The sequence below is a fragment of the Sorangium sp. So ce128 genome (assembly GCF_051525245.1).
Taxonomy (GTDB): Bacteria; Myxococcota_A; Polyangia; order Polyangiales; family Polyangiaceae; genus Sorangium; species Sorangium cellulosum_B.
Genome location: NZ_CP150313.1, coordinates 10,718,356 through 10,737,551, shown reverse-complemented (window position 1 = coordinate 10,737,551; position 19,196 = coordinate 10,718,356). Strand labels below are relative to the sequence as shown.

General features: G+C 69.8%; 16 protein-coding genes. 15 read left to right on the top strand and 1 reads right to left on the bottom strand.

All coding sequences use genetic code 11. The features are described 5' to 3' along the window. Window positions 1–233 precede the first annotated feature (233 nt). From WME82_RS40685 to WME82_RS40630, 12 genes are all read left to right on the top strand, one after another. A complete protein-coding gene (locus WME82_RS40685) occupies window positions 234–1,196 on the top strand; it encodes a hypothetical protein (RefSeq protein ID WP_438039712.1) in 963 nt (320 codons plus the stop codon). Between the two features lie 288 nt (window positions 1,197–1,484). Beyond that, the gene (locus WME82_RS40680) at window positions 1,485–2,930 is read left to right on the top strand and encodes a hypothetical protein (RefSeq protein WP_438044976.1); all 1,446 of its coding nucleotides are present in this window, start codon (window positions 1,485–1,487) and stop codon (window positions 2,928–2,930) included. Next, a complete protein-coding gene (locus WME82_RS40675) occupies window positions 2,927–5,146 on the top strand; it encodes a hypothetical protein (RefSeq protein ID WP_438039711.1) in 2,220 nt (739 codons plus the stop codon). Before WME82_RS40680 ends, WME82_RS40675 begins: the two co-directional genes overlap by 4 nt. Next, the gene (locus WME82_RS40670; protein ID WP_438039710.1) at window positions 5,143–6,183 is read left to right on the top strand and encodes a hypothetical protein; all 1,041 of its coding nucleotides are present in this window, start codon (window positions 5,143–5,145) and stop codon (window positions 6,181–6,183) included. Before WME82_RS40675 ends, WME82_RS40670 begins: the two co-directional genes overlap by 4 nt. 107 nt (window positions 6,184–6,290) lie before the next feature. Then, window positions 6,291–6,698 (top strand): hypothetical protein, encoded by a 408-nt coding sequence (locus WME82_RS40665; protein ID WP_438039709.1) that lies wholly within the window; start codon window positions 6,291–6,293, stop codon window positions 6,696–6,698. Between the two features lie 48 nt (window positions 6,699–6,746). Continuing rightward, on the top strand, window positions 6,747–7,004 hold the full coding sequence (locus WME82_RS40660) for a hypothetical protein (protein ID WP_438039708.1): 258 nt from the start codon (window positions 6,747–6,749) through the stop codon (window positions 7,002–7,004). A 93-nt stretch (window positions 7,005–7,097) separates the two neighbouring features. After that, on the top strand, window positions 7,098–7,523 hold the full coding sequence (locus WME82_RS40655) for a hypothetical protein (RefSeq protein ID WP_438039707.1): 426 nt from the start codon (window positions 7,098–7,100) through the stop codon (window positions 7,521–7,523). A 218-nt stretch (window positions 7,524–7,741) separates the two neighbouring features. Beyond that, on the top strand, window positions 7,742–8,242 hold the full coding sequence (locus tag WME82_RS40650) for a hypothetical protein (RefSeq protein WP_438039706.1): 501 nt from the start codon (window positions 7,742–7,744) through the stop codon (window positions 8,240–8,242). 394 nt (window positions 8,243–8,636) lie between these two features. After that, the gene (locus WME82_RS40645; protein WP_437325399.1) at window positions 8,637–8,912 is read left to right on the top strand and encodes a hypothetical protein; all 276 of its coding nucleotides are present in this window, start codon (window positions 8,637–8,639) and stop codon (window positions 8,910–8,912) included. Between the two features lie 571 nt (window positions 8,913–9,483). Further along, window positions 9,484–11,865: a 3-hydroxyacyl-CoA dehydrogenase/enoyl-CoA hydratase family protein gene (locus WME82_RS40640; protein WP_438039705.1), complete on the top strand. Its 2,382-nt coding sequence runs from the start codon at window positions 9,484–9,486 to the stop codon at window positions 11,863–11,865. A 9-nt stretch (window positions 11,866–11,874) separates the two neighbouring features. After that, window positions 11,875–13,056: a thiolase family protein gene (locus WME82_RS40635; RefSeq protein WP_437295392.1), complete on the top strand. Its 1,182-nt coding sequence runs from the start codon at window positions 11,875–11,877 to the stop codon at window positions 13,054–13,056. Window positions 13,057–13,180: 124 nt separating this feature from the next. Further along, window positions 13,181–13,438, top strand: coding sequence for a BolA/IbaG family iron-sulfur metabolism protein (locus WME82_RS40630; RefSeq protein ID WP_437277255.1), 258 nt, complete (start codon window positions 13,181–13,183; stop codon window positions 13,436–13,438). 28 nt (window positions 13,439–13,466) lie between these two features. On the opposite strand, the gene WME82_RS40625 is transcribed toward WME82_RS40630, so the two are convergent. Then, a complete protein-coding gene (locus tag WME82_RS40625) occupies window positions 13,467–13,988 on the bottom strand; it encodes a DUF4215 domain-containing protein (RefSeq protein ID WP_438039704.1) in 522 nt (173 codons plus the stop codon). Window positions 13,989–14,445: 457 nt separating this feature from the next. Between WME82_RS40625 and WME82_RS40620 the strand changes: the two genes are divergently transcribed. The 3 genes from WME82_RS40620 to WME82_RS40610 all read left to right on the top strand — a co-directional run bounded on the left by WME82_RS40620 (window position 14,446) and on the right by WME82_RS40610 (window position 18,965). Continuing rightward, on the top strand, window positions 14,446–16,512 hold the full coding sequence (locus tag WME82_RS40620) for an OmpA family protein (RefSeq protein WP_438039703.1): 2,067 nt from the start codon (window positions 14,446–14,448) through the stop codon (window positions 16,510–16,512). A gap of 59 nt (window positions 16,513–16,571) precedes the next feature. After that, window positions 16,572–17,078 (top strand): hypothetical protein, encoded by a 507-nt coding sequence (locus WME82_RS40615; protein ID WP_438039702.1) that lies wholly within the window; start codon window positions 16,572–16,574, stop codon window positions 17,076–17,078. Window positions 17,079–17,159: 81 nt separating this feature from the next. Then, window positions 17,160–18,965 (top strand): acyl-CoA mutase large subunit family protein, encoded by a 1,806-nt coding sequence (locus WME82_RS40610; RefSeq protein ID WP_438039701.1) that lies wholly within the window; start codon window positions 17,160–17,162, stop codon window positions 18,963–18,965. Window positions 18,966–19,196: the final 231 nt, after the last annotated feature.

The window sequence follows — 19,196 nt, the reverse complement described above, 5'->3', positions numbered from 1 at the left end:
GCAGATGGCTCCCGGGCGGATGACGACGACGTCTACCTCGGATGACGATGGCCCCCTCCCGGAATGACGACGCCCTCCGCCGCGGTGCCGGCGATCCCGCGCCGCGCGCTCGCGCGTCGCGCGTCGCGCGTCGCCATCCACGGGCACGCTCCCCGGCGCTGGCTGGCCTGGCGCCATGGCCAAAACTTGCCACCCCGTCGACATGCCGCTGCGCACCCCCTTAGCCTGCGCTGATGGCCAAACCTATCTCTTCTTCCGAAGAGACCTATGACAGCGATCCTACGCTCGAATCCCTGGCAGAGCGGCTCGGCAAGCCGGAGCCAGGCATCATCGAGGCATTGCTCGACGGCACGACCGAATCCCAGCTCGTCGAGCGAGGGCGGCAGATCGCCTCCTCGCGTGTCTTGACCGACCTGCGCCGCCTCTACGCGACGGCGCACGCGTGCTGGTCGGGCGTGTCGAAGGAGAAGCGGGAGAAGCTGCGCGGCTTCTCGCCGGAGCTGCTCGCGCTCGCGGTCGAGCAGGCGCTCGCGCTCGAGCGGCTGCTCGAGGCGCACGAGAGCGCCGGGCAGAAGAAGGACGCGGCGCGCGCCACGACGGACGCGGCGCTGCGGGAGCGGCACTCGCGCGCGCTGCTCCTGCGCGACCAGGCCTACGAGGTCCTGCGCGGCGTCGCCGGTTCGGGCAAGGAGGCGCGCGAAGAGCTCGCGCAGGCCGTCGGTACCGCGGAAGATCCGGGCGCGCTCGCGCGCGGGCTCACCCAGCTCGCCGCGCTCGGCAAGCGCTACCTCGCGCAGAAGAAGGGCCCTGTTGCCGTGCGCGCCAAGCTGATGCGCCTCGACCAGGACTACGTCGCGCGCCTCGAAGAGGCCGCCGAGGAGCTCACCCAGGCGGCGAAGACCGCGGCGGCGCGCCCCGCAGGTCAGAAGGTCACGAGCGGCGACCTCGACCGGGCCGACGGCATCAACCTGATCCTCCTCGAGCAGATCGTGCGGGTGTTCGAGCGCGCCAACGAGCAGGATCCGACCATCCCGCGCCTCGTGCCCATCGCGACGCGGCGGCTCTTCAGCCGGAGCACCAGGAAGAAGGCGACCGAGACGTCCGGCGGAGGAGGCGGCGCGGCTGGCAGCGGCAGCGCCGGCGGCGCGCCGCCGGACGAGGAGGATCCGGTCGAAGGCGACGACGCGCCGGCCTGAGCCAAGAGCGCCCTGATCGGAGCGAAGCGTCGACCGAGGGCTCAGGCTGCAACCTAGGCCCTCTTCTTTTTGTCACACCTTTGTCGGTGACTTTAGGGGCGGACCCTCGCCGGCGGCCAGCTCGCATCCATTTCCCGTGGATTCCTATGGATCTGCGTGGCCAGCCAGCGTGCTCCTCGGCCGAGCAATGTCCTACCGCTTTCGTGAGGGCGCTTGCGCTTGGAGCACGTGCGGGCGAGCGTGTTTGGGCGAGAAAATTCGCGGGGTGGAGGCAATGCGATGAGAACGGTGCGATTGGCGACGATCGTTGCGGTGGCCCTTGCCGCCTTGGTGCTCGGCGCGATGGCGTCCGGGTGCTTGTGGGATCGCGACGACGAGCCCCTGAGCGGGAGGATCTGCGCGATACCGAATACCGGCGTTGTCGAGCACTGCGTCGACGCGAGCGAGGGCCCCGCCAGCGCGTGGAGCAAGGCCGAGGCGGACGGCGAGCTGCCGATATTCATGTGGGCGAGGTGGTCGGGTCGCGTGACGCCCGACGAGCTCATCGCGAGCGAGACGGAGCTCACGGCCTGGTTCGATACCATCGATCGGGTCGTGTCCTATGTGCGCGACGAGAAGAAGCACGCCGAGTCGCTCCGGGCGACGCTCCACGGCGAGCTCGGTAAGCTGCTCCGGCTGATCAGGGATAGCCAGGAGGAGGCCCTCCAGGCAGAGCCGATCCATGCGGCCGACAACTTCAACGAGGCGATCACCGGCAAGGCGAGCGCCGAGAGGGAGCCCCTCGTCGCCGCGATCGCGGCGGACAAGCAGGCGATGGCCGCCGTGCAGGCCATCCTCGATCGAGCCAGGGACGAGGTCGCGCCGCTGCAATCCAGGTACGCGGGCGCGGCGGCGCGCTTCGCCGCCTACCGCGCAACCGAGGCGGCGGAGACGGCGGCGTACGCGGCGCTCTCGGCGCAGGCGTCGCGTTCGGCGATCGACGAGCTCGACGGCGTGGAGCAGGCGGTGCTCGCGGCGGCGCGCGAGGCGAGCCGGGCGCCGAACGAGCTCGCCGCGGAGGTGATGACGCTGTCGGCGGAGCTCCAGGCGTTCGCGGTGTCGTTCGACGAGGCGATCGCGCTGCACAAGGACGTCCTTGCGACGCACGGCGCGGCGGTGCCGGACATGACGTCGGGGGCGCTGCGCTCGCTGAGCGCGATGCTGGGCTACGCGCAGCGGCGGGTCGCCCGGAGCGACGCGACCGCGACGGCGCTGCTCGGCGGCATCGCGCTGCGCCGGCAGGCGCTCGTCGCGCTGGAGGCAGACGACCGAGCGCGCGAGGCGAGCGCGCGGTCGCGGATCCGCCGGGCCTCGGAGGCGTTCAGCGAGGGAGCGCGCGCGCGGGCGGCGGCGCTGTCGGCGGCGCCGCCGATGAGCGAGAAGCTCGGGCTGCCGCTGCTGGCCGAGCGGTGCGGGGAGCTCTTGGCGCTGGTGCAGATGCGGCCGCTCTGCGAGGCGACGTCGTCCTCGTGGCGAGAGGCAGGGTGCGCGGCGCTCCGAGAGCGGTTCGACGCCGCGGAGGTCGAGCTCAGGACGGGCTTGCCGCGGAAGATCGCGGCGGGCCTCGCGGCGCTGCGGGAGCAGGGGATGGCTGCAGCGGAGCTCGACGCAGCGCAGGCGAGGCTCGACGCGGGCGACGTGAAGGGCGCCGCGATGGCGTATGACGCCGCCGTGCGCGGTGCGGAGGGGACATGAGAAGCTCGAAGGACGTCGCGCTGCGCGGCCGGAGCTCCGTGGTGATCCAGAAGCTCGTCGCGCTTGTCACGGCGCTGGCGGTGCTGGCGCCGTCGTTCGCGTGGGCCGGCACGCCGTACACCATCCTCTGGAGCAACCGCCAGGACGTCGACTCGTGCGCGAGCGGCGAGCTGGAGACGGAGGGGGACGCCCTCTTCGAGGTGAACCAGACGCCCCTGCCCACGTTCGGGATCCCGGGTGCGCTGCAGGTCGAAGGCGACGGCTCTCGGAGCAACACGCTCGAGGCGGGGTTCGACTCGGTGCTGCTCCTCACGGGGGCCAACCAGTTCGACTTCGGGGTCCACACCGTCAACGGGGGCAACTGGTGTACCCACGCGCACGACGTGGTGCACCTCGTCTCGGAGCCGCTCGGGCTGAACAAGCCGCTCTTCGACATCCGCCGCGATAGCACCGGCTTCAATGGCAGCACCGTCGCCAACCTCAGCCTCGCGGAGATCAACCCCGCGCTTGCGCGCGACATCGCGGATCTGGAGATCGCGATCGGCAAGCTGATGGAGGCGATCCTCCGGAATGCCGCCAAGGTGGCGGACCTCCGGGCGCGGATGGATCTGCTGCGGCAGCTCGACACCGAGCTGCACGACCTGGTGAGCCGGCCGCTGGACGAGATCTCGCGGACCGACCTCGACGCGATCCTCGACCGGTACGAGGACGTGGTCGACCCGGCGACGCGGGCGGCGATGGAGCAGCTCGTCGACGACCTGAAGAAGAGCGTCAGCGACCTGGAGGACGAGCTCGGGCGGCTGATCGACGAGTTCGGCGCGCAGGCGGACGAGGTGGCGGACCTCGCGACGCAGGATGCGCGCGCCGAGGGATGGAACCCGGACGATCCCTGGGCGTACGCGCTCGGGGAGAGCGAGGTGCCATGGGTCGAGGTGCCGGACATCGCCGAAGTGGAGGGAGCGTTCGAGGAGGGGAGGGACCCGTACGCGGCGTATGCGGACGGCGTGATCGCGGCGCTGGAGAAGGACGTGAGCGGCGACGTGGTGGTCGCGCGGGCGGACTTCGTGGCGAACGTGCGGGCGTGGCGGGCGAACAGCGCGGCGCTGGAGATCGCGCTGCGCGACCGGATGGGGGTGTCGCTGGCGGAGACGAACGCGTTCCTGAAGGCGCAGAACCGGATCACCGGGGTCGTGCGGCGGTTCATGAATGCGTCGGACTGGTTCGTGGACACGCCGGTGCCGGCGGACCTGCGGGCGCAGGTGGACACGGTGCTCAAGCCGAGATTCGACGCGCTCGCCGACCAGATGAAGGACAGCCTGAACCAGTGGACGGGGGACGGGCTCGACCTGGAGCAGACGCAGCTCTACCAGACGATCAGCGCTTTCGCGGGGGCGATGTCGACGGTCGCCGAGGGGTTCGGGGCGTACGCGGAGGTGATGCAGACGCTCGTCCACGCGACGACGCGCATCGGGGTGGGGTTCGTGCCGGTGGTCGGGCCGGCGCTCGACCTGTGCGAGGCGGTGACGGGGAAGGCGTGGTGCTTGCCGTCGGGGCAGGAGCTCAGCACCGAGGAGCGGATCTTCTCGGGGATGGGCTTCGGGCTCGGGGCGGTCGGGCCGATGTGGCGCGCGGTCAGTCGCGCCGGCGGGCTGACGCCGGATGCGATTCGGGTTGCCGAGGAGATCGCGCAGTTTGGCGAGGAGCTTGCCACGGCCCTGCGCGCACCGCGGCGCACCTGGTACAAGACGCTGCGCGGGGCAGTCACGAGCAAGCCGCTCGACGCGATGGAGAAGAAGGCGGCCAAGTTCATGCTGGACGACGGGCGGGCGCTGATCGGCGTCGGCGACGATGGAGTGCGCCGGGTGCTGGACATACCGAAGGAGTCTCCGCCAAATACGACCTTGGGAAGGGCTCCCGACTTCCTCACCGTGACCAAGGGAAACAAGCTGGCCCTGACCGAGGTGAAGGATATTGACCGTGCCACGGGGAAGGTCGACATCGACCACGCACTCACGCAACTGGAGAATGCGATGAAGAAACTGAGCAAAAACGGACTTGCCAGCGACGTCGAGCGGATCGAGTTCATCATCCCCAAGGGTGCGCCGCTCAAGAATGAGAACAAGATCGTCAGAGACGGCTATCTAGTCGACGCGCTCACGAGTAAGCGCATCAAGCTTGAAGGCTTTAGGAACCTGGTCATGGTGATCCAGCTATGAGCGTATCAGGTCCCTGGCTCTATGCATGGTGTGACGAGACGGACAGGGTCGACGCGCTCGCGGCGGCTCTGTCTGCTCTCGTCATCCCGGGGGGAACGTGCGGCTTCCACATCGAGTCCATCGACCATCCCGATAGCACCTGGCGATGGCGCGATACGGTCACCCTCAGCGAGACGGTCGCGGCGGTGCGCGCAGGATTCACCGCAGGGACGCACGTCTTCGCATCCTTCGGCGCGACGCTGAGCTCCGGAGGCGTAATCGAGATCGCTATCGAATGCAACGGCGAAGAGTGGGAGCGCAGGTATCCCTCCGGTCCGCTATGCGCACGCCCCGGCGATCGCAGCGATCTACTTCCCTGGAACCTCCGCATCGCCCTCGGCGGTGCGCGCTCTGTCGAGGCCGAGGCGGCGATCCTGGCGATGCAGGTCCAGCAGGATCTCGAAGATCTTATGGTCCGCCTCTGCGCGCCGGATGCGCGTGCGCGCGTGACGGCCGGTGCCTGGACGGAATTTGCGGCTTGGGGGCCGCCAATCAAGGCATGCGCGACCTATCACACCAACGCGGCGTCGGTTGCACACGATCTCGCTCTTACGTGGGTAAATCTGAAGGATGGCGACAAAGTCCCACATGCCGCGAGAATGGCAACGGACGTGTTGCACGCGCGCGTTGACGCCGCGCCGCCCGGAGCGCGCGTAGCTGTTGAGGACGGCGCTGAGCTGTCGCGTGAAGCGGTCCTCAAGGCGCTCACGGAGTCACCGACTGCGTTGCTCGACGCACTCGAAGCGTCTGCGGTGGCGGATGAGGAATGGCGCACCGTCGAATCGGCCGTCCTTGAGACCATCGCAGCCACGAAAGCCGGCGCGCCCACCTACGAGGCGGACGTCACCTCGCGCAAGCACGTCCAGTTCATCGAGCGCCACGCCCCCTACCACGTGCGGCGCCTTCCACGCGGCGGCGTCGTGCTGGCAACCCACCCCTACCGCACGCTCTGGCCGCTCTGGGCGGATGCTCTCTTCTTGCTCGGCATCACGTCATGACAGGAGGACCTGTTCGCTCTGCCTCGCGGCTCGCTGTATTCACCGAGACCTCCATAAAACATCAGAATCGGGATACATCGTCTATGAACAATGAACATGGCGAAAGGATGGGCGAGCTCTCGCGTCTCGTTGAGCTGGCGCTCGACGTCGCAAGGAGTGCTCTGGAGGAACAGGGAACATTTCTCCCCGGTTCCATCGCGGTCGACGCCAGCGGGAAGTACGCCATCGGCGTCGCACCGCACGGCGGTGTTGACGGCTGGACACTCCTCACGACCGCGTTCCGGCAGCGCGCGGCGGCCGAGGAGCTCCGAGCGGTCGCGCTCTATCGAGACGTGCGGGTCCGCGAACGAGGCGCATCGGAGGACGTGGACGCCATCCATGCCGTCGTGGAGCTCGCCTCGGGCGAAGCGGTCCAGGCGTTCCAGCTCTATCGCAGGAACGACACGGGACAGATCGTCTACGACAAACCGGAGATCGAGCAGGCCACCTCGGTCATCTTCGCAGAGTCGCCTTGAAGCAGGAGACGCGAGGCGCCGCCTTGCGGTGCGCTCGAAGCCTCGGCAGTGCCGGACGAAACATGGCGCTCCGTCGAGCCTCGCGCGCGTGAGCTCGTCCAGGAGATCATCGAAGAGCCCAGGGAGGGCGAGCCCTCAAACGAGGTGAAGGTCGCCACGGGCAGGCATATCCGGTTCATCGAGCGCCATTCGCCGTACCACGTGCGGCGCCTGCCGAACGGTGGCCTCCTGCTGGCCACCCACCCCTTCCGCACCCTCTGGCCGCTCTGGACGGATGTGCTCTTTGTGCTCGGCACGATGTCGTGAGTGGTGCCAGGGCCTCCTTGCCCCGGAATCTCAATCCTGCGCGCTCCTTTTTGCTTCCGTTCGGAGCACGCGCTCGGCAAGAATCCACGCCGTATGACGAAATCTCTCAAGATCCTCTCGATCGCTGTCATCGCAGGGCTGCTCGGCGCGTTCGCTCCAGAGCGCTTCGTGCCCCCGGCCCACGCGGACTCGCTCGGCAGCTTTTGCGCGGCACCGGTCAATGGCGAGGAGCACTGCGTCAGCTCGGACCGGAGCCCGGCCGACGCTTGGAACCGGGCAGCGGCCGGCGGCGAGCTGCCCATCGCGATGTGGGCCAAGTGGCCGAGCGGCGTGACGATCGACGAGCTCGTCAAGAGCCCCGCCCGGCTGAAGGCGTGGTTCGCGGATACCGACAAAGTCCTGTCGTACGTGCGCGATACACAGAAGAACGCCGAGTCGTACAAGGCGACCCTGGCGAGGGTCGGCGCGCTGGTTGCTCAGGTCAAGGCCCGCCAGGAAGCGCTCCGCGAGGAGCCCTGAGGCTCCCCTGGTCAGCGCTAGGTTTCATTGCTTCGCCGCGTCGATCTTTCTCCCTGTGTCGATGTTTTTCTGGGGGCTCATGCGGGGACACGCGTCGGCAATCTAGACGCACCGTGTGCTCTCGCCGCTCCGAGCCGGCGTCCTCTTCTTGCTGAGTATCCCATGATGATGTAACGACCTGCCCGTCTCACTCGCGGCGCCATCGGACCCGCAGGCAGGTGGACCCATCATCGGAGACAGGATCAATGAGCAAAGATCCTCACGCGAAGCGATTCGAGATCCAGCGGCTCGTCGAGCGGTCGCTCGATTTGGCGAGGCGCGCGCTCCTTCAAGATGGCTCGTTTCTTCCCGGCTTCATCGCTGTCCAGCCCAACGGGATGTACGACATCGGGGTCGCGGCGCAGGGCGGCGCCGATGGATCGAACCTGCTCATCACCCGGCTGAGGCAAAAGGTTGTGGCAGAACACCTCCGAGCGGCCGCCGTCTACCGTGACGTGCGCGTGCGGCCCCGCGGCGCACTGGAGGACGTCGACGCGATTCAGGTCGTGGTCGAGCTCGTGTCGGGGGAGTCGTACAACGTATTTCAGCTGTACCGTCTGGACGACGAACAGCTGGTCTTCGAGGAGGGCCCAGATGTCGAGCGTGTCCCCTCCGTCATCTTCGCGGAGGCCGCTCGTATGGCGGCAGCCGCCAGGCGATGGTGGGAGTTCTGGAAGTGATCGCTGCGACCGCTACCTCCCATGGTCTTGACGCTCGGCCTGGGCACTCCGCGTCGCACTCCCTCCTCAAGCCATGCTGCGCTCACCGCTGTTCTTCGCGCCGTCGATGCGCGCGGCGCCTCGCAAGCGCCTGCCCAGCACTCACGCCGCTTCCTCGCAGCGCTGGCCGGACGGCAGCGTGGGCCCGGGGAGGCGGGGTCGCCTCGCTCGGTACGCACACCACCTGAGGGAAGTCAACCCACACGCCCCCACGGCGCCGCCGTTCGCAGGCGGCGTCGCGCAGGTCCGTCCCACGCTGCCGCGTCGCCGCCCGCCGGGACCTCCGCCAAGCGGCGCGTGGTAGCTTCACCCGCGCCCGCACGAGGCCGTGCGGCCACCCGTCATCGAGGAGACCATGAAGCGAGAGAAGCGACTGACCAAGCGCGAGCGGAAGGCGCTCGCGCCCGCGCGCCCGGCGCAGCCCCACGAGCACAAGCACATCCACTGCGTCGCCTGCGGCAAGCACCTCGATCCGGAGGAGTTCCTGGCGCAAGGGTCGGCGACCTGGATCCAGTGCCTGCACAAGTCGCGCTTCGCCACCTGCATCGAGTGCGTCGAGATCTCGAAGCGCCTCCTCGCCGAGCACGACCGCACCGGACAGCCAGTTCAGTCCGCTCAGGCATGGCACTGAGCGACCGACACCAGCCGACGCGCCTGCGCGGCCTCACCTGAGCACGCCTGAGCGGCCCAACCTGAGCACGCCCGGACGGCCTCGCCTGAGCACGCCCGCATCGCAGGCGGGCGCCCTGGACAGGTCGTCCCAGAAACCAACTCCCCATCTCCCCCGCTCTCCCGGAAACGGAAACGCACCGAGGACGGCCAATCGCTGGAACGCACGGGTCGTCGGTAGTCCAGAGGACGCTGCCGCGTCCGCTCCGGATGCGCCGTCCCTCATCCGGATGCGCCACCCCTCATTCCGGTGCGCCGCCCCTCATCGCAGCTGCCGCTCACACCACACACACACGCGCTGGCCCGTGCGGTGTCCCACGTGCGCCGCCTCTCATTGCAGCTGTCGCTCGGTGTCGCACACCCGCGCTGGTCCGCCCGGCGTCCCGCGACGCCTCGCTGATCAGCGCGCGCCCTCGACGGCGACGCGTAACCTTGCTCGCTCTCCCGCGCGGCCGTCCACCCCGGATACGCTTGCGCTCGGGGCCCTTTCCGTCAATGGTTTGCGCCCCATTCATCTCTCTCGGAGGATCTGCATGACGAAACCAATCCGCCGCGCGGGCGTCATCGGCGCGGGCGTCATGGGCAGCGGCATCGCCGCCCACTTCGCGAACGCCGGCATCGAGGTCCTGCTCCTCGATATCGTGCCCCCGAACCTCACCGACGCCGAAAAGAAGGACCCGGCCGCCCGCAGCAGGTTCGCCGCAGGCGGGCTCGAGAAGGCCCTCAAGGCCAGGCCCGCCGCGTTCTTCCACCCGTCGAACGCCCGCCTCGTGCGCACCGGCAACACCGAAGACCACTTCGCCGAGCTCGCCCAATGCGACCTCGTTATCGAGGCCATCATCGAGAAGATGGAGCCGAAGCGCGCCCTCTTCGCGCGGCTCGAAGAGGTCTTGCGGCCTGACGCGATCGTGGCGTCGAATACGTCCGGGCTGCGCATCGAGGAGATGATGCAAGGGCGCTCCGCGGACTTCCGCAAGCGATTCCTCGTCATGCACTTCTTCAACCCGGTCCGGTACATGAAGCTCCTCGAGCTCGTCCTCGGGCCCGACACCGATCCCGCCGTCGTCGCGCGCGTGCGGAGGCTCGGCGAGGACGTGCTCGGAAAGGGCCTCGTCTTCGGCAAGGACACCCCGAACTTCGTCGGCAATCGCATCGGCACCCACGCGATGCTGACCGCCATCCACCTCATGATCGAGGACGGCCTCGCGCCGGAGGACGTCGACGCCATCACCGGCGTCGCCATGGCCCACCCGAAGAGCGCGAGCTTCAGGACCGGCGATATCGTCGGGCTCGACACCTTCGCCCACGTCGCCGACAACTGTTACTCGGCGCTCGAGCGCGACGAGGACCGCGAGGTCTTCAAGATGCCCGCCTACGTCAGGAAGATGATCGAGGCGAAGCTGCTCGGAGACAAGACCAAGGGCGGCTCCTACCGCAAGGGCAAGGAAGGCCTGGAGACGTTCGACCCGGTGAAGCTCGAGTACCGCCCGCACGGCGGCGACGAGGCCATCAAGAAGGCCACGAGGTCGTGCGAGAAGATCGAGGATCCCACCGCGCGCGTGAAGAAGCTCGCCAGCGACCCCGGCAAGGCGGGGCAGTTCGCCTGGAAGGTTCTCTCCCGCTCGCTGGCGTACACGGCGCGGCGCGTCGGCGAGATCGCCGACAGCATCGTGGCGATCGATGACGCCATGCGCTGGGGGTACAACTGGGAGCTCGGGCCGTTCCAGACCTGGGACGCGCTCGGGTTCGCCGAGACCGTGGAGCGCATGCAGAAGGACGGCATCAAGCTGCCCGAGTCGATCCTCCGCATGAAGCAGAGCGGCGCGACGTCGTTCTACCGCGCCGACGGGGCGGTGTTCGATCTGCTCAAGGGGGAGTACGTCGCCCAGAAGGTCGATCCGCGCAACGTGACGCTGGCCGGCGCGCGCGCGACCGCGAGGGGCGCGAAGGCCGTGCTCGCCAATGACGGCGCAGAGGCCTGGGACCTCGGCGACGGCGTGCTCGGCGTCACCTTCAAGACCAAGGCGAACAGCCTCGATCCGGACTCGATCGGGATGCTCTCGCTCGCCGCCGAGAAGGCCGAGCAGGACTTCCGCGCGCTCGTGGTCGTGAACCAGGGCGAGCACTTCTGCGTCGGCGCCAACCTGTTCCTCGTGGCCATGGCCGCGGGCAACAAGGATTGGGACGCGATCCGCAAGATGGTGAGGGCGTACCAGGACGCGACCCAGCGGCTGAAGTACGCGAGCGTGCCGGTCGTGGCCGCGCCCTACGGGATGACCCTCGGCGGCGGCCTCGAGCTCTGCTTCGCCTGCGACGCGGTGCAGGCCGCGGCCGAGACGTACGCGGGGCTCGTCGAGGTCGGCGTCGGCCTGATCCCGGGCGGCGCGGGGACGCTCAACATGCTCTGGCGCGCGCTGGAGGGGATCCCCGAGGGCGTGACGGTGCCGACGTACGACATCGTGACGCAGGTCTTCAAGAACATCGCCCTCGCCAAGGTGGCGACCAGCGCGGACGAGGCGAAGGCGCTCGGCTTCTTCCGCAAGACGGACGGCGTCTCGTTCGACAGGGCCCGCCAGCTGTACGAGGCGAAGGCGCGCGCGATCGGGCTGGCCGAGGCCGGGTACCACGCGCCCGTGCCGCGCGCCTACAAGCTGCCGGGCGAGAGCGGGATCGCGACGCTGCAGATGATGATCGACACGCTCGTCGCCGGTGGCCACGCCAGCGAGCACGACGCGAAGATCGCGCGCAAGCTCGCCGAGGTGCTCTGCGGCGGCGCTGGCGGCGGGGCGCGCGAGGTGACCGAGGACGAGATCCTCGAGCTCGAGCGCGAGGCGTTCGTCAGCCTGTGCGGCGAGCCCAAGAGCGCCGAGCGAATGCAGTACATGCTGATGAACAACAAGCCCCTCCGGAACTAGGTGAACGCCATGGTCGACGTCGTAATTGCAGAGGCCGTCCGCTCGGCCGTTGGCCGGGCCCACAAAGGGTCGCTCGCGCTGAAGCGCCCCGACGAGCTCGCCGGCGAGGTCGTCGCCGCGCTGCTCCAGCGCGTCCCCCAGGTGAAGCCGGAGGACGTCGAGGACCTCGTCCTCGGCTGCGCCATGCCGGAAGGCGAGCAGGGGCTCAACATCGCGCGCGTCGTCTCGCTCCTCGGCGGGATGGCGCAGGAAGGGTCTGCGATCACCATCAACCGCTTCTGCTCGAGCGGGCTCCAGGCGATCGCGAGCGCGGCGGGCAGCATCGCGATGGGATCGCTCGACATCGCCGTCGCCGGCGGCGTCGAGTCGATGACGATGGTGCCGATGACCGGCAACAAGCTGAGCGCGTCGCCGGAGGCGATGGAGCGGTGTCCGACGGTGTACACGCCGATGGGCATCACCGCGGAGAACGTGGCGAACCGCTTCCAGGTGAGCCGCGCCGACCAGGACGCGTTCGCGCTGAAGAGCCACCAGAAGGCGGCGGCGGCGCGCGCGGCCGGGCGCTTCGAGGACGAGATCGTCACCGTGAAGGGGGTGCGCTTCGAGAACGGCAAGCGCGCGACCTTCGACTTCCGCACCGATGAGCTGATCCGCAAGGAGACGACGGCGGAGGCGCTCGCGGGGCTGAAGCCGGCGTTCTCCGCGAAGGGGAGCGTCACGCCGGGCAACAGCTCGCCGCTGTCGGACGGCGCCGCCGCGGCGCTCGTGATGAGCAAGGCGAAGGCGGACGCGCTCGGGGTGAAGCCGCTCGGGTACTTCCGGGCGTTCGTGACCGTCGGCGTCGACCCCGCCATCATGGGCATCGGCCCGGTGCCCGCGGTGCGCAAGCTGCTCGCGAGGACGGGGCTGAAGATGGCCGACATCGACCTCTTCGAGGTCAACGAGGCGTTCGCCTCGCAGGCCGTCTACGTGCAGCGGACGCTCGAGATCCCCGAGGAGAAGCTCAACGTGAACGGCGGCGCGATCGCGCTCGGCCACCCGCTCGGGTGCACCGGCGCGAAGCTCACCGCGACCGCGCTCTACGAGCTGCGCCGGCGCGGCGGCCGGTACGCCGTCGTGACGATGTGCATCGGCGGCGGCATGGGCGCGGCCGGGCTCATCGAGCTGGCCGGCGCGACCGCGCGCGCCTGACCCCACCGCGCCGATCCCGCCTCTCCCGTCCCGTCGCGTCGATCCCGTCGACATCGCGCCCCGCCGCGGCCCGAGCCTCGCGCTCCGGCTTTCCCGCGGCGGGGCGATGGCCTATAGAGCGCCCATGCCGAGCCACTTGACGACCTTTCAGGGGTCGATCCCCGAGGCCCTGAAGCGGGCCATCGAAGAGAAGATCGAAGGCTCCACCGCCGAGGTGACCGGCGGCGGGGGCCACTTCAACCTGGTCGTGACCTCGCCGGTGTTCGCCGGCAAGAGCATGCTGGAGAGCCAGCGGCTGGTCTACGGGGCGATCGCCCACCTCATGGCCGGCGACCAGGCGCCCGTCCACGCGATCGACAGCCTAAAAACCCGGACACCCTGAGCGGGGGCGCCCCCGCTCAGGGCGTGGATCAGCGGTGGGGGGCGGGGCGTCGGTCGCCCTCGTCGTGGCAGGTGCTGCTGCAGCCGTCGCCGTCGGCGGTGTTGCCGTCGTCGCACTCCTCCGGGCCCGCCTCGATGCTGTCGCCGCAGATGGGGGCGCAGGCGCTGGGCTCGCCGGTGCACTGGTAGCCGTGATCGACGTCGCAATCGGGGCTGCAGCCGTCGCCGTCGACGGTGTTGCCGTCGTCGCAGCCCTCGTTGCCGATGAGCAGGCCGTCGCCGCAGAGCGGGCCGCAGGCGCTGGGCTCGCCGTTGCACTCGTAGCCCGCCTCGATCACGCAGACGGCGTTGCAGCCGTCCTCGTTCCGGACGTTGCCGTCGTCGCAGGCCTCGGCGCCCCGCACCAGGCGGTCGCCGCACATCGTCGACGCGGCGCTCGACCCGCTCGTGCTCGATCCGGACCCGCCGCCACCGCCGTCGCCGTCGCTCGCGCCTTCCCGTTCGCACGCGAGCAGCGCCGTGGCCGCGATCACCACGGCCGCCCAGTCCATCTCGTCAACAGCATGTGTTCCTCAAGGAGCGAGGTCCGCGAGCGACGGGGGCCTCCCCTCGACCCTCGAGCGCGCGTCGAGCACCTGTTGCCCCAACCTTCCACGGAATACTCCGCTCCGATCGTCCGGACAACTTCGCCCTACCCGGACGTCCCGGTGTTCGGCCGCGCGGCCCGCCGGCGCGCATCAGCGCGCATCAACTCATGATTCCGGCAGATCACGGGCCCTCGCGCGGGAGCGCCGGGCGCGCGCCGCTCCCGGGCTGAGCGCCCGGCGCCGGGCGCGCGGCGGGTCGCGTGGCAGGTCGCGTGGCACGTCCAAACGGGCGCCGCGATCGCTCGCGCCGCGAGCTGGCCGCGTCGTCTGTTTGACACCGGAATTCGCGCGGTGGTACGTGGCGCCGGGCGCCCCACGCGCTCGCCCGATAGCGACCTCACACGACCCCGAGGACCCTCCCATGACGCCTCGTTCCCCGTTGCTCCCCGCCGAACCGCTCCCAGGCGCTCCTGGGGCGAACGACGCCCGGCTCCCGGCCCAGGCGCGCCCCGGCCGAGCCTCCCGCCTGGGCGCCGGGCTGCTCTCCTTCGTCCTCGGCGCCGCGATGACCGCCGCCACCGCGGGCGACGCCGCGGCCCAGACGCGCACGGGAGACGGCGCCAACGGCGACGGCATGGACCTGCACCTGTTCCGGCCGGCGGTCGACTCCAAGGGGCTCTTCTCCGTCAACGGGGCGGACATCCTCGGCGCGAACGACATCAGCCTGGGGCTCGTGCTCGATTACGGGCACAACATCCTGCCGCTCACCGAGAACGACCGGGGAACGGAGGTGATGCTCAATCACGCGTTCCAGGGGACGTTCCAGTTCGATTACGGCATCGCCAACTTCCTGGTCGTCGGGCTCTCGGTCCCGGTGGTGCTCAACGGGGGCAAGCCGGTCGACGACATCGGCCCGGGCGGCAGCGCCAACTACAACGACGACTCGCTCGACGCGCAGGCGCTCGGCAACCTGGCCGTCCACGCGAAGGCGCGCATTCTCCGCCCCGATCAGGACGTGATCGGGCTCGCGGTGATCGCCCAGGCCGGGATCGGCGTCGGCGGGAGCCAGGACTTCGCGTCGGATCCGGGGTTCTTCTTCTGGCCGCAGCTCGTCCTTGAGAAGCGGCTCGGCACGACCAACCCGTTCCGGATCGCGGCGAACGTCGGCTACCGCGGCCACGCCGGGAAGAACCCGGTGTTCGGCCTGCGCCAGGACGGCGCGACCTTCCAGCTCGAGCACGGGGACCTCGAGTACTCCGACCTGATCACCGCCGGGGCCGGCATGAGCTACCGCGTCCTCACGCCGCTCGACCTCGTGGTCGAGACCTACCTGACCCAGCAGGTCGGCGGCGGCGACAGCGCCGAGCAGAAGCTGTCGGCCGAGGCGATCGGGGGCATCAAGCTCTTCATCGAGCGGAACAGCTTCCTCATGCTCGGCTTCGGGGTCGGGTACACGCCCGGGTTCCAGGCCGCGGCGCAGCGCGGGACCATCGGGTTCGTCTTCGAGCCGTCCATCGGCGATCGGGACGGCGACGGCATCAAGGACGATCAGGACGACTGCCCCGACGAGCCCGAGGACTACGACGGCTTCCAGGACACGAAGGCGGACTCGCCCCCCGGGAAGTACGGCTGCCCGGATCCGGACAACGACGAGGACGGCATCCTCGACGTCGACGATCGCTGCCCGAACAACCCGGAGGACCGCGACGGCGACGAGGACGACGACGGCTGCCCGGAGGGGAGCGACGGCGATCGCGACGGCGACGGCATCCTCGACTCGCGCGACAAGTGCCCGGACGACCCGGAGGACCGCGACGGCTTCCAGGACAAGGACGGCTGCCCGGATCCGGACAACGACAAGGACGGCATCCCCGACAAGTCCGATCAGTGCCCGAATGACCCCGAGGACAAGGACGACTTCGAGGACGAGGACGGGTGCCCGGAGCCCGACAACGACAGGGACGGCATCCCGGACGTGGCCGACAAGTGCCCGAACGATCCGGAGACGTTCAACGGCCTCGAGGACGAGGACGGGTGCCCGGACAAGGGCAGCGTCGTGATCGAGGAGAACAACATCGTCATCCTCGAGAAGATCCAGTTCGCGACCGGCAGCGCCGAGATCCTCCCGGAGTCGTTCGGCATCGTGCAGGCGGTGGCCGAGACGCTGAAGCACCACCCGGAGTTCACGATGATCGAGGTGCAGGGGCACGCCGACGAGCGCTCGGCCGACGCGTACAACCTCAAGCTGACCCAGGCCCGCGCGGACGCGGTCGCCGCGGCGCTCGCGCAGCGCGGGGTCAACAAGAACAGCGTTCGCTCGATGGGCTACGGCGAGTACTGCCCGATCGATCCGGCCCACAACGCGGCCGCCTGGGAGAAGAACCGGCGCGTCGAGTTCAAGGTCGTGCGGACCGACAAGGGGCCGACCAACGTGGAGCTCGGCTGCGCCCTGGCCCGCTCCAAGGGCGTCAACCCGCCGCCGCCCTGAGCGGAACTGCGGCGCCGCCGATCTGGACAGGACCGGTCGGGCCGGGAGAGAGTGAGCCCATGAAGGCCCGCGCCAGGCGTTCCGCCGCCACCACGCTCGCCGTTGCGGTGCTCGCCGTGGCGGCGAGCGGCTGCATCAACACCGACGCGGCCGTGTTCGTCGAGCCGTCCATCGCGGCGCCCGAGGCGACCGTCTCGTCGAATGCGCTCGGGACCGGCCTGATCGCGAGCTTCGCGCTGGAACTGCACCTGGGCGCGCGGGCCAGCGGGCCCAGCCGCGTCGCGGTGCGCACCTTCGCGATCTCGAGCGCCGACCAGAAGACCTCGATCGTCGAGCCGCTCCCCGTCGAGACCACGGCGGCGCTGCCGGTCGAGGTCGCTCCGGACAGCGACGTCACCGTGGCGTTCACCGTCGATACCGGCGCTCAGGGCGGGACGCTCCCGGCCGACGCCGCGGCGGCGCTCTGCGCCGCGGAGGGGATCCGCATCACGGGTGCGATCGAGGACTCGCTGGAAGACGGGGCGACGCCGGTCGCTTCCGCGGTGTTCCACGCGGACTGCCCGTGATGCGGCGCACGCCCGCCGCCCCGGCGCGTTCGCCGGCATTGCCTGGCGTCGCCGCGCGCGCGCCGCGCTAAAATGCCGGCCATGGCGCCCCGAGAGATCACCCCCCCTCCGGAGACCGCAGCGGACCGCGCGGTCGGGTCCCCGGAAAACGCCGACGCGAACGGCGGCGACGCGGTCCGTTCCACGAACGGCGGGGGCGGAGAGGGGCTCGCGCTCGACGAGGCAGGGCTCGCGGCGCTCCGGCGCGCGGTGGCCGCGTGGCGCGCGGGCCCGGTCGCCGAGGCGTCGGCGCGCTTCCCGCCGCGGAGCGAGCGCTTCACCACGTGGAGCGGCATCGACGTCCCCGACCTCGCGACCCCGGCCGACGCGCCGGTCGACCACGCGGCGGATCTCGGGCTGCCCGGGGAGTACCCGTTCACGCGGGGCGTCCAGCCGACGATGTACCGCGGCAGGCTCTGGACCATGCGGATGTTCGCGGGCTTCGGCACGCCGGAGCAGACGAACGCGCGGTTCAAATACCTTCTCGCAGAGGGCCAGACGGGCCTGTCGACCGCCTTCGATTTCCCGACCCTCATGGGCTACGACTCCGACTCTCCGCGGTCGCTCGGCGAGGTGGGGATGTGCGGTGTCGCGGTCGACACGCTCCGCGACATGGAGGTGCTCTTCGACGGCATCCCGCTCGACCAGGTGACGACGTCGATGACCATCAACGGCCCCGCCGCCGTGCTGCTCGCGTTCTATATCGCGCTCGCCGACAAGCGCGGGATCCCGCGGAGCCGCATCGGCGGCACCGTGCAGAACGACTGCCTCAAGGAGTTCATCGCCCAGCACGCCTGGCTCGTCCCGCCGCGCCCGGCGATGCGCGTCGTGACCGACATGATCGAGTTCTGCGCGCGCGAGGTGCCGCGGTGGAACTCGGTGTCGATCAGCGGCTACCACATCCGGGAGGCGGGCTCGACCGCCGCGCAGGAGCTCGCGTTCACGCTCGCGGACGGGCTCGCCTACGTCGAGAGCTGCGTCGCGCGCGGCCTCGACGTCGACGCCTTCGCGCCACGCCTGTCGTTCTTCTTCGACGTCCACAGCGACTTCTTCGAGGAGATCGCGAAGTTCCGCGCCGCGCGCCGCATGTGGGCGCGGTTCCTCAAGGTGCGGTACGGGGCGAAGAAGGCCGAGAGCATGAAGCTCCGGACGCACGCGCAGACGGCCGGCGTGTCGCTGACGGCGCAGCAGCCGTACAACAACGTGGTCCGCGTCTCGCTCCAGGCGCTCGCCGCCGTGCTCGGCGGCACCCAGTCGCTCCACACGAACTCGCTCGACGAGACGTACGCGCTCCCGACCGAGGAGAGCGTGACCATCGCCCTCCGGACCCAGCAGATCATCGCCCACGAGAGCGGGGTCGCGAACACCATCGATCCGCTCGGCGGGAGCTATTATGTGGAGTGGCTCACGGACCGCCTGGAGAAGGAGGCCCTCGAGTACATCCAGCGGATCGACGAGATGGGCGGGATGGTGGCCGCCATCGAGAAGGGGTATCCGCAGCGCGAGATCGCCGCATCGGCCTACAGGTTTCAGCGAGAGCTGGAATCGAACGAGCGGATCACCGTGGGCGTCAACCGCTACGCCGCCGTGGGCGAGAAGACGATCCCCCTCCTCCGGATCGACGAGGGGGTGCAGCGCGTTCAGTGCGAGAACCTGGCCCGGGTCAAGGCCCAGCGCGATCAGGACCGGGTGCGGCGCGCCCTGGCCGACGTGAGGAGCGCCGCGCGCGGCCGTGACAACCTGATGCCGCCCCTCATCGCGGCGGCCAGCGCGTACGCGACCGAGCAGGAGATCTGCGACGTGCTGCGCGACGTCCTGGGGACCTACAGCGATCCGGCCGAGTTCTGAGCGCGCGGGAACGCGCGGGATGAAAGCGAGCGCGCGCGCGGCTTGCTGCGGTGCGCCGCGGCCCCGGCGTGCGCATCCGATCAGGTCGCGGGCGGCGCGGTGGCCGGGGAATCCCTCGATTCGTCAGGTTGACACTTCTCTACCTCGGCCGGTAGAGTGCGCCGGCGTCAGGTCGCCGCAGTCGCGGCTCATCCGTGGCGCCGCCGTACGGTCTGCTGTTGTCGCTGCGCT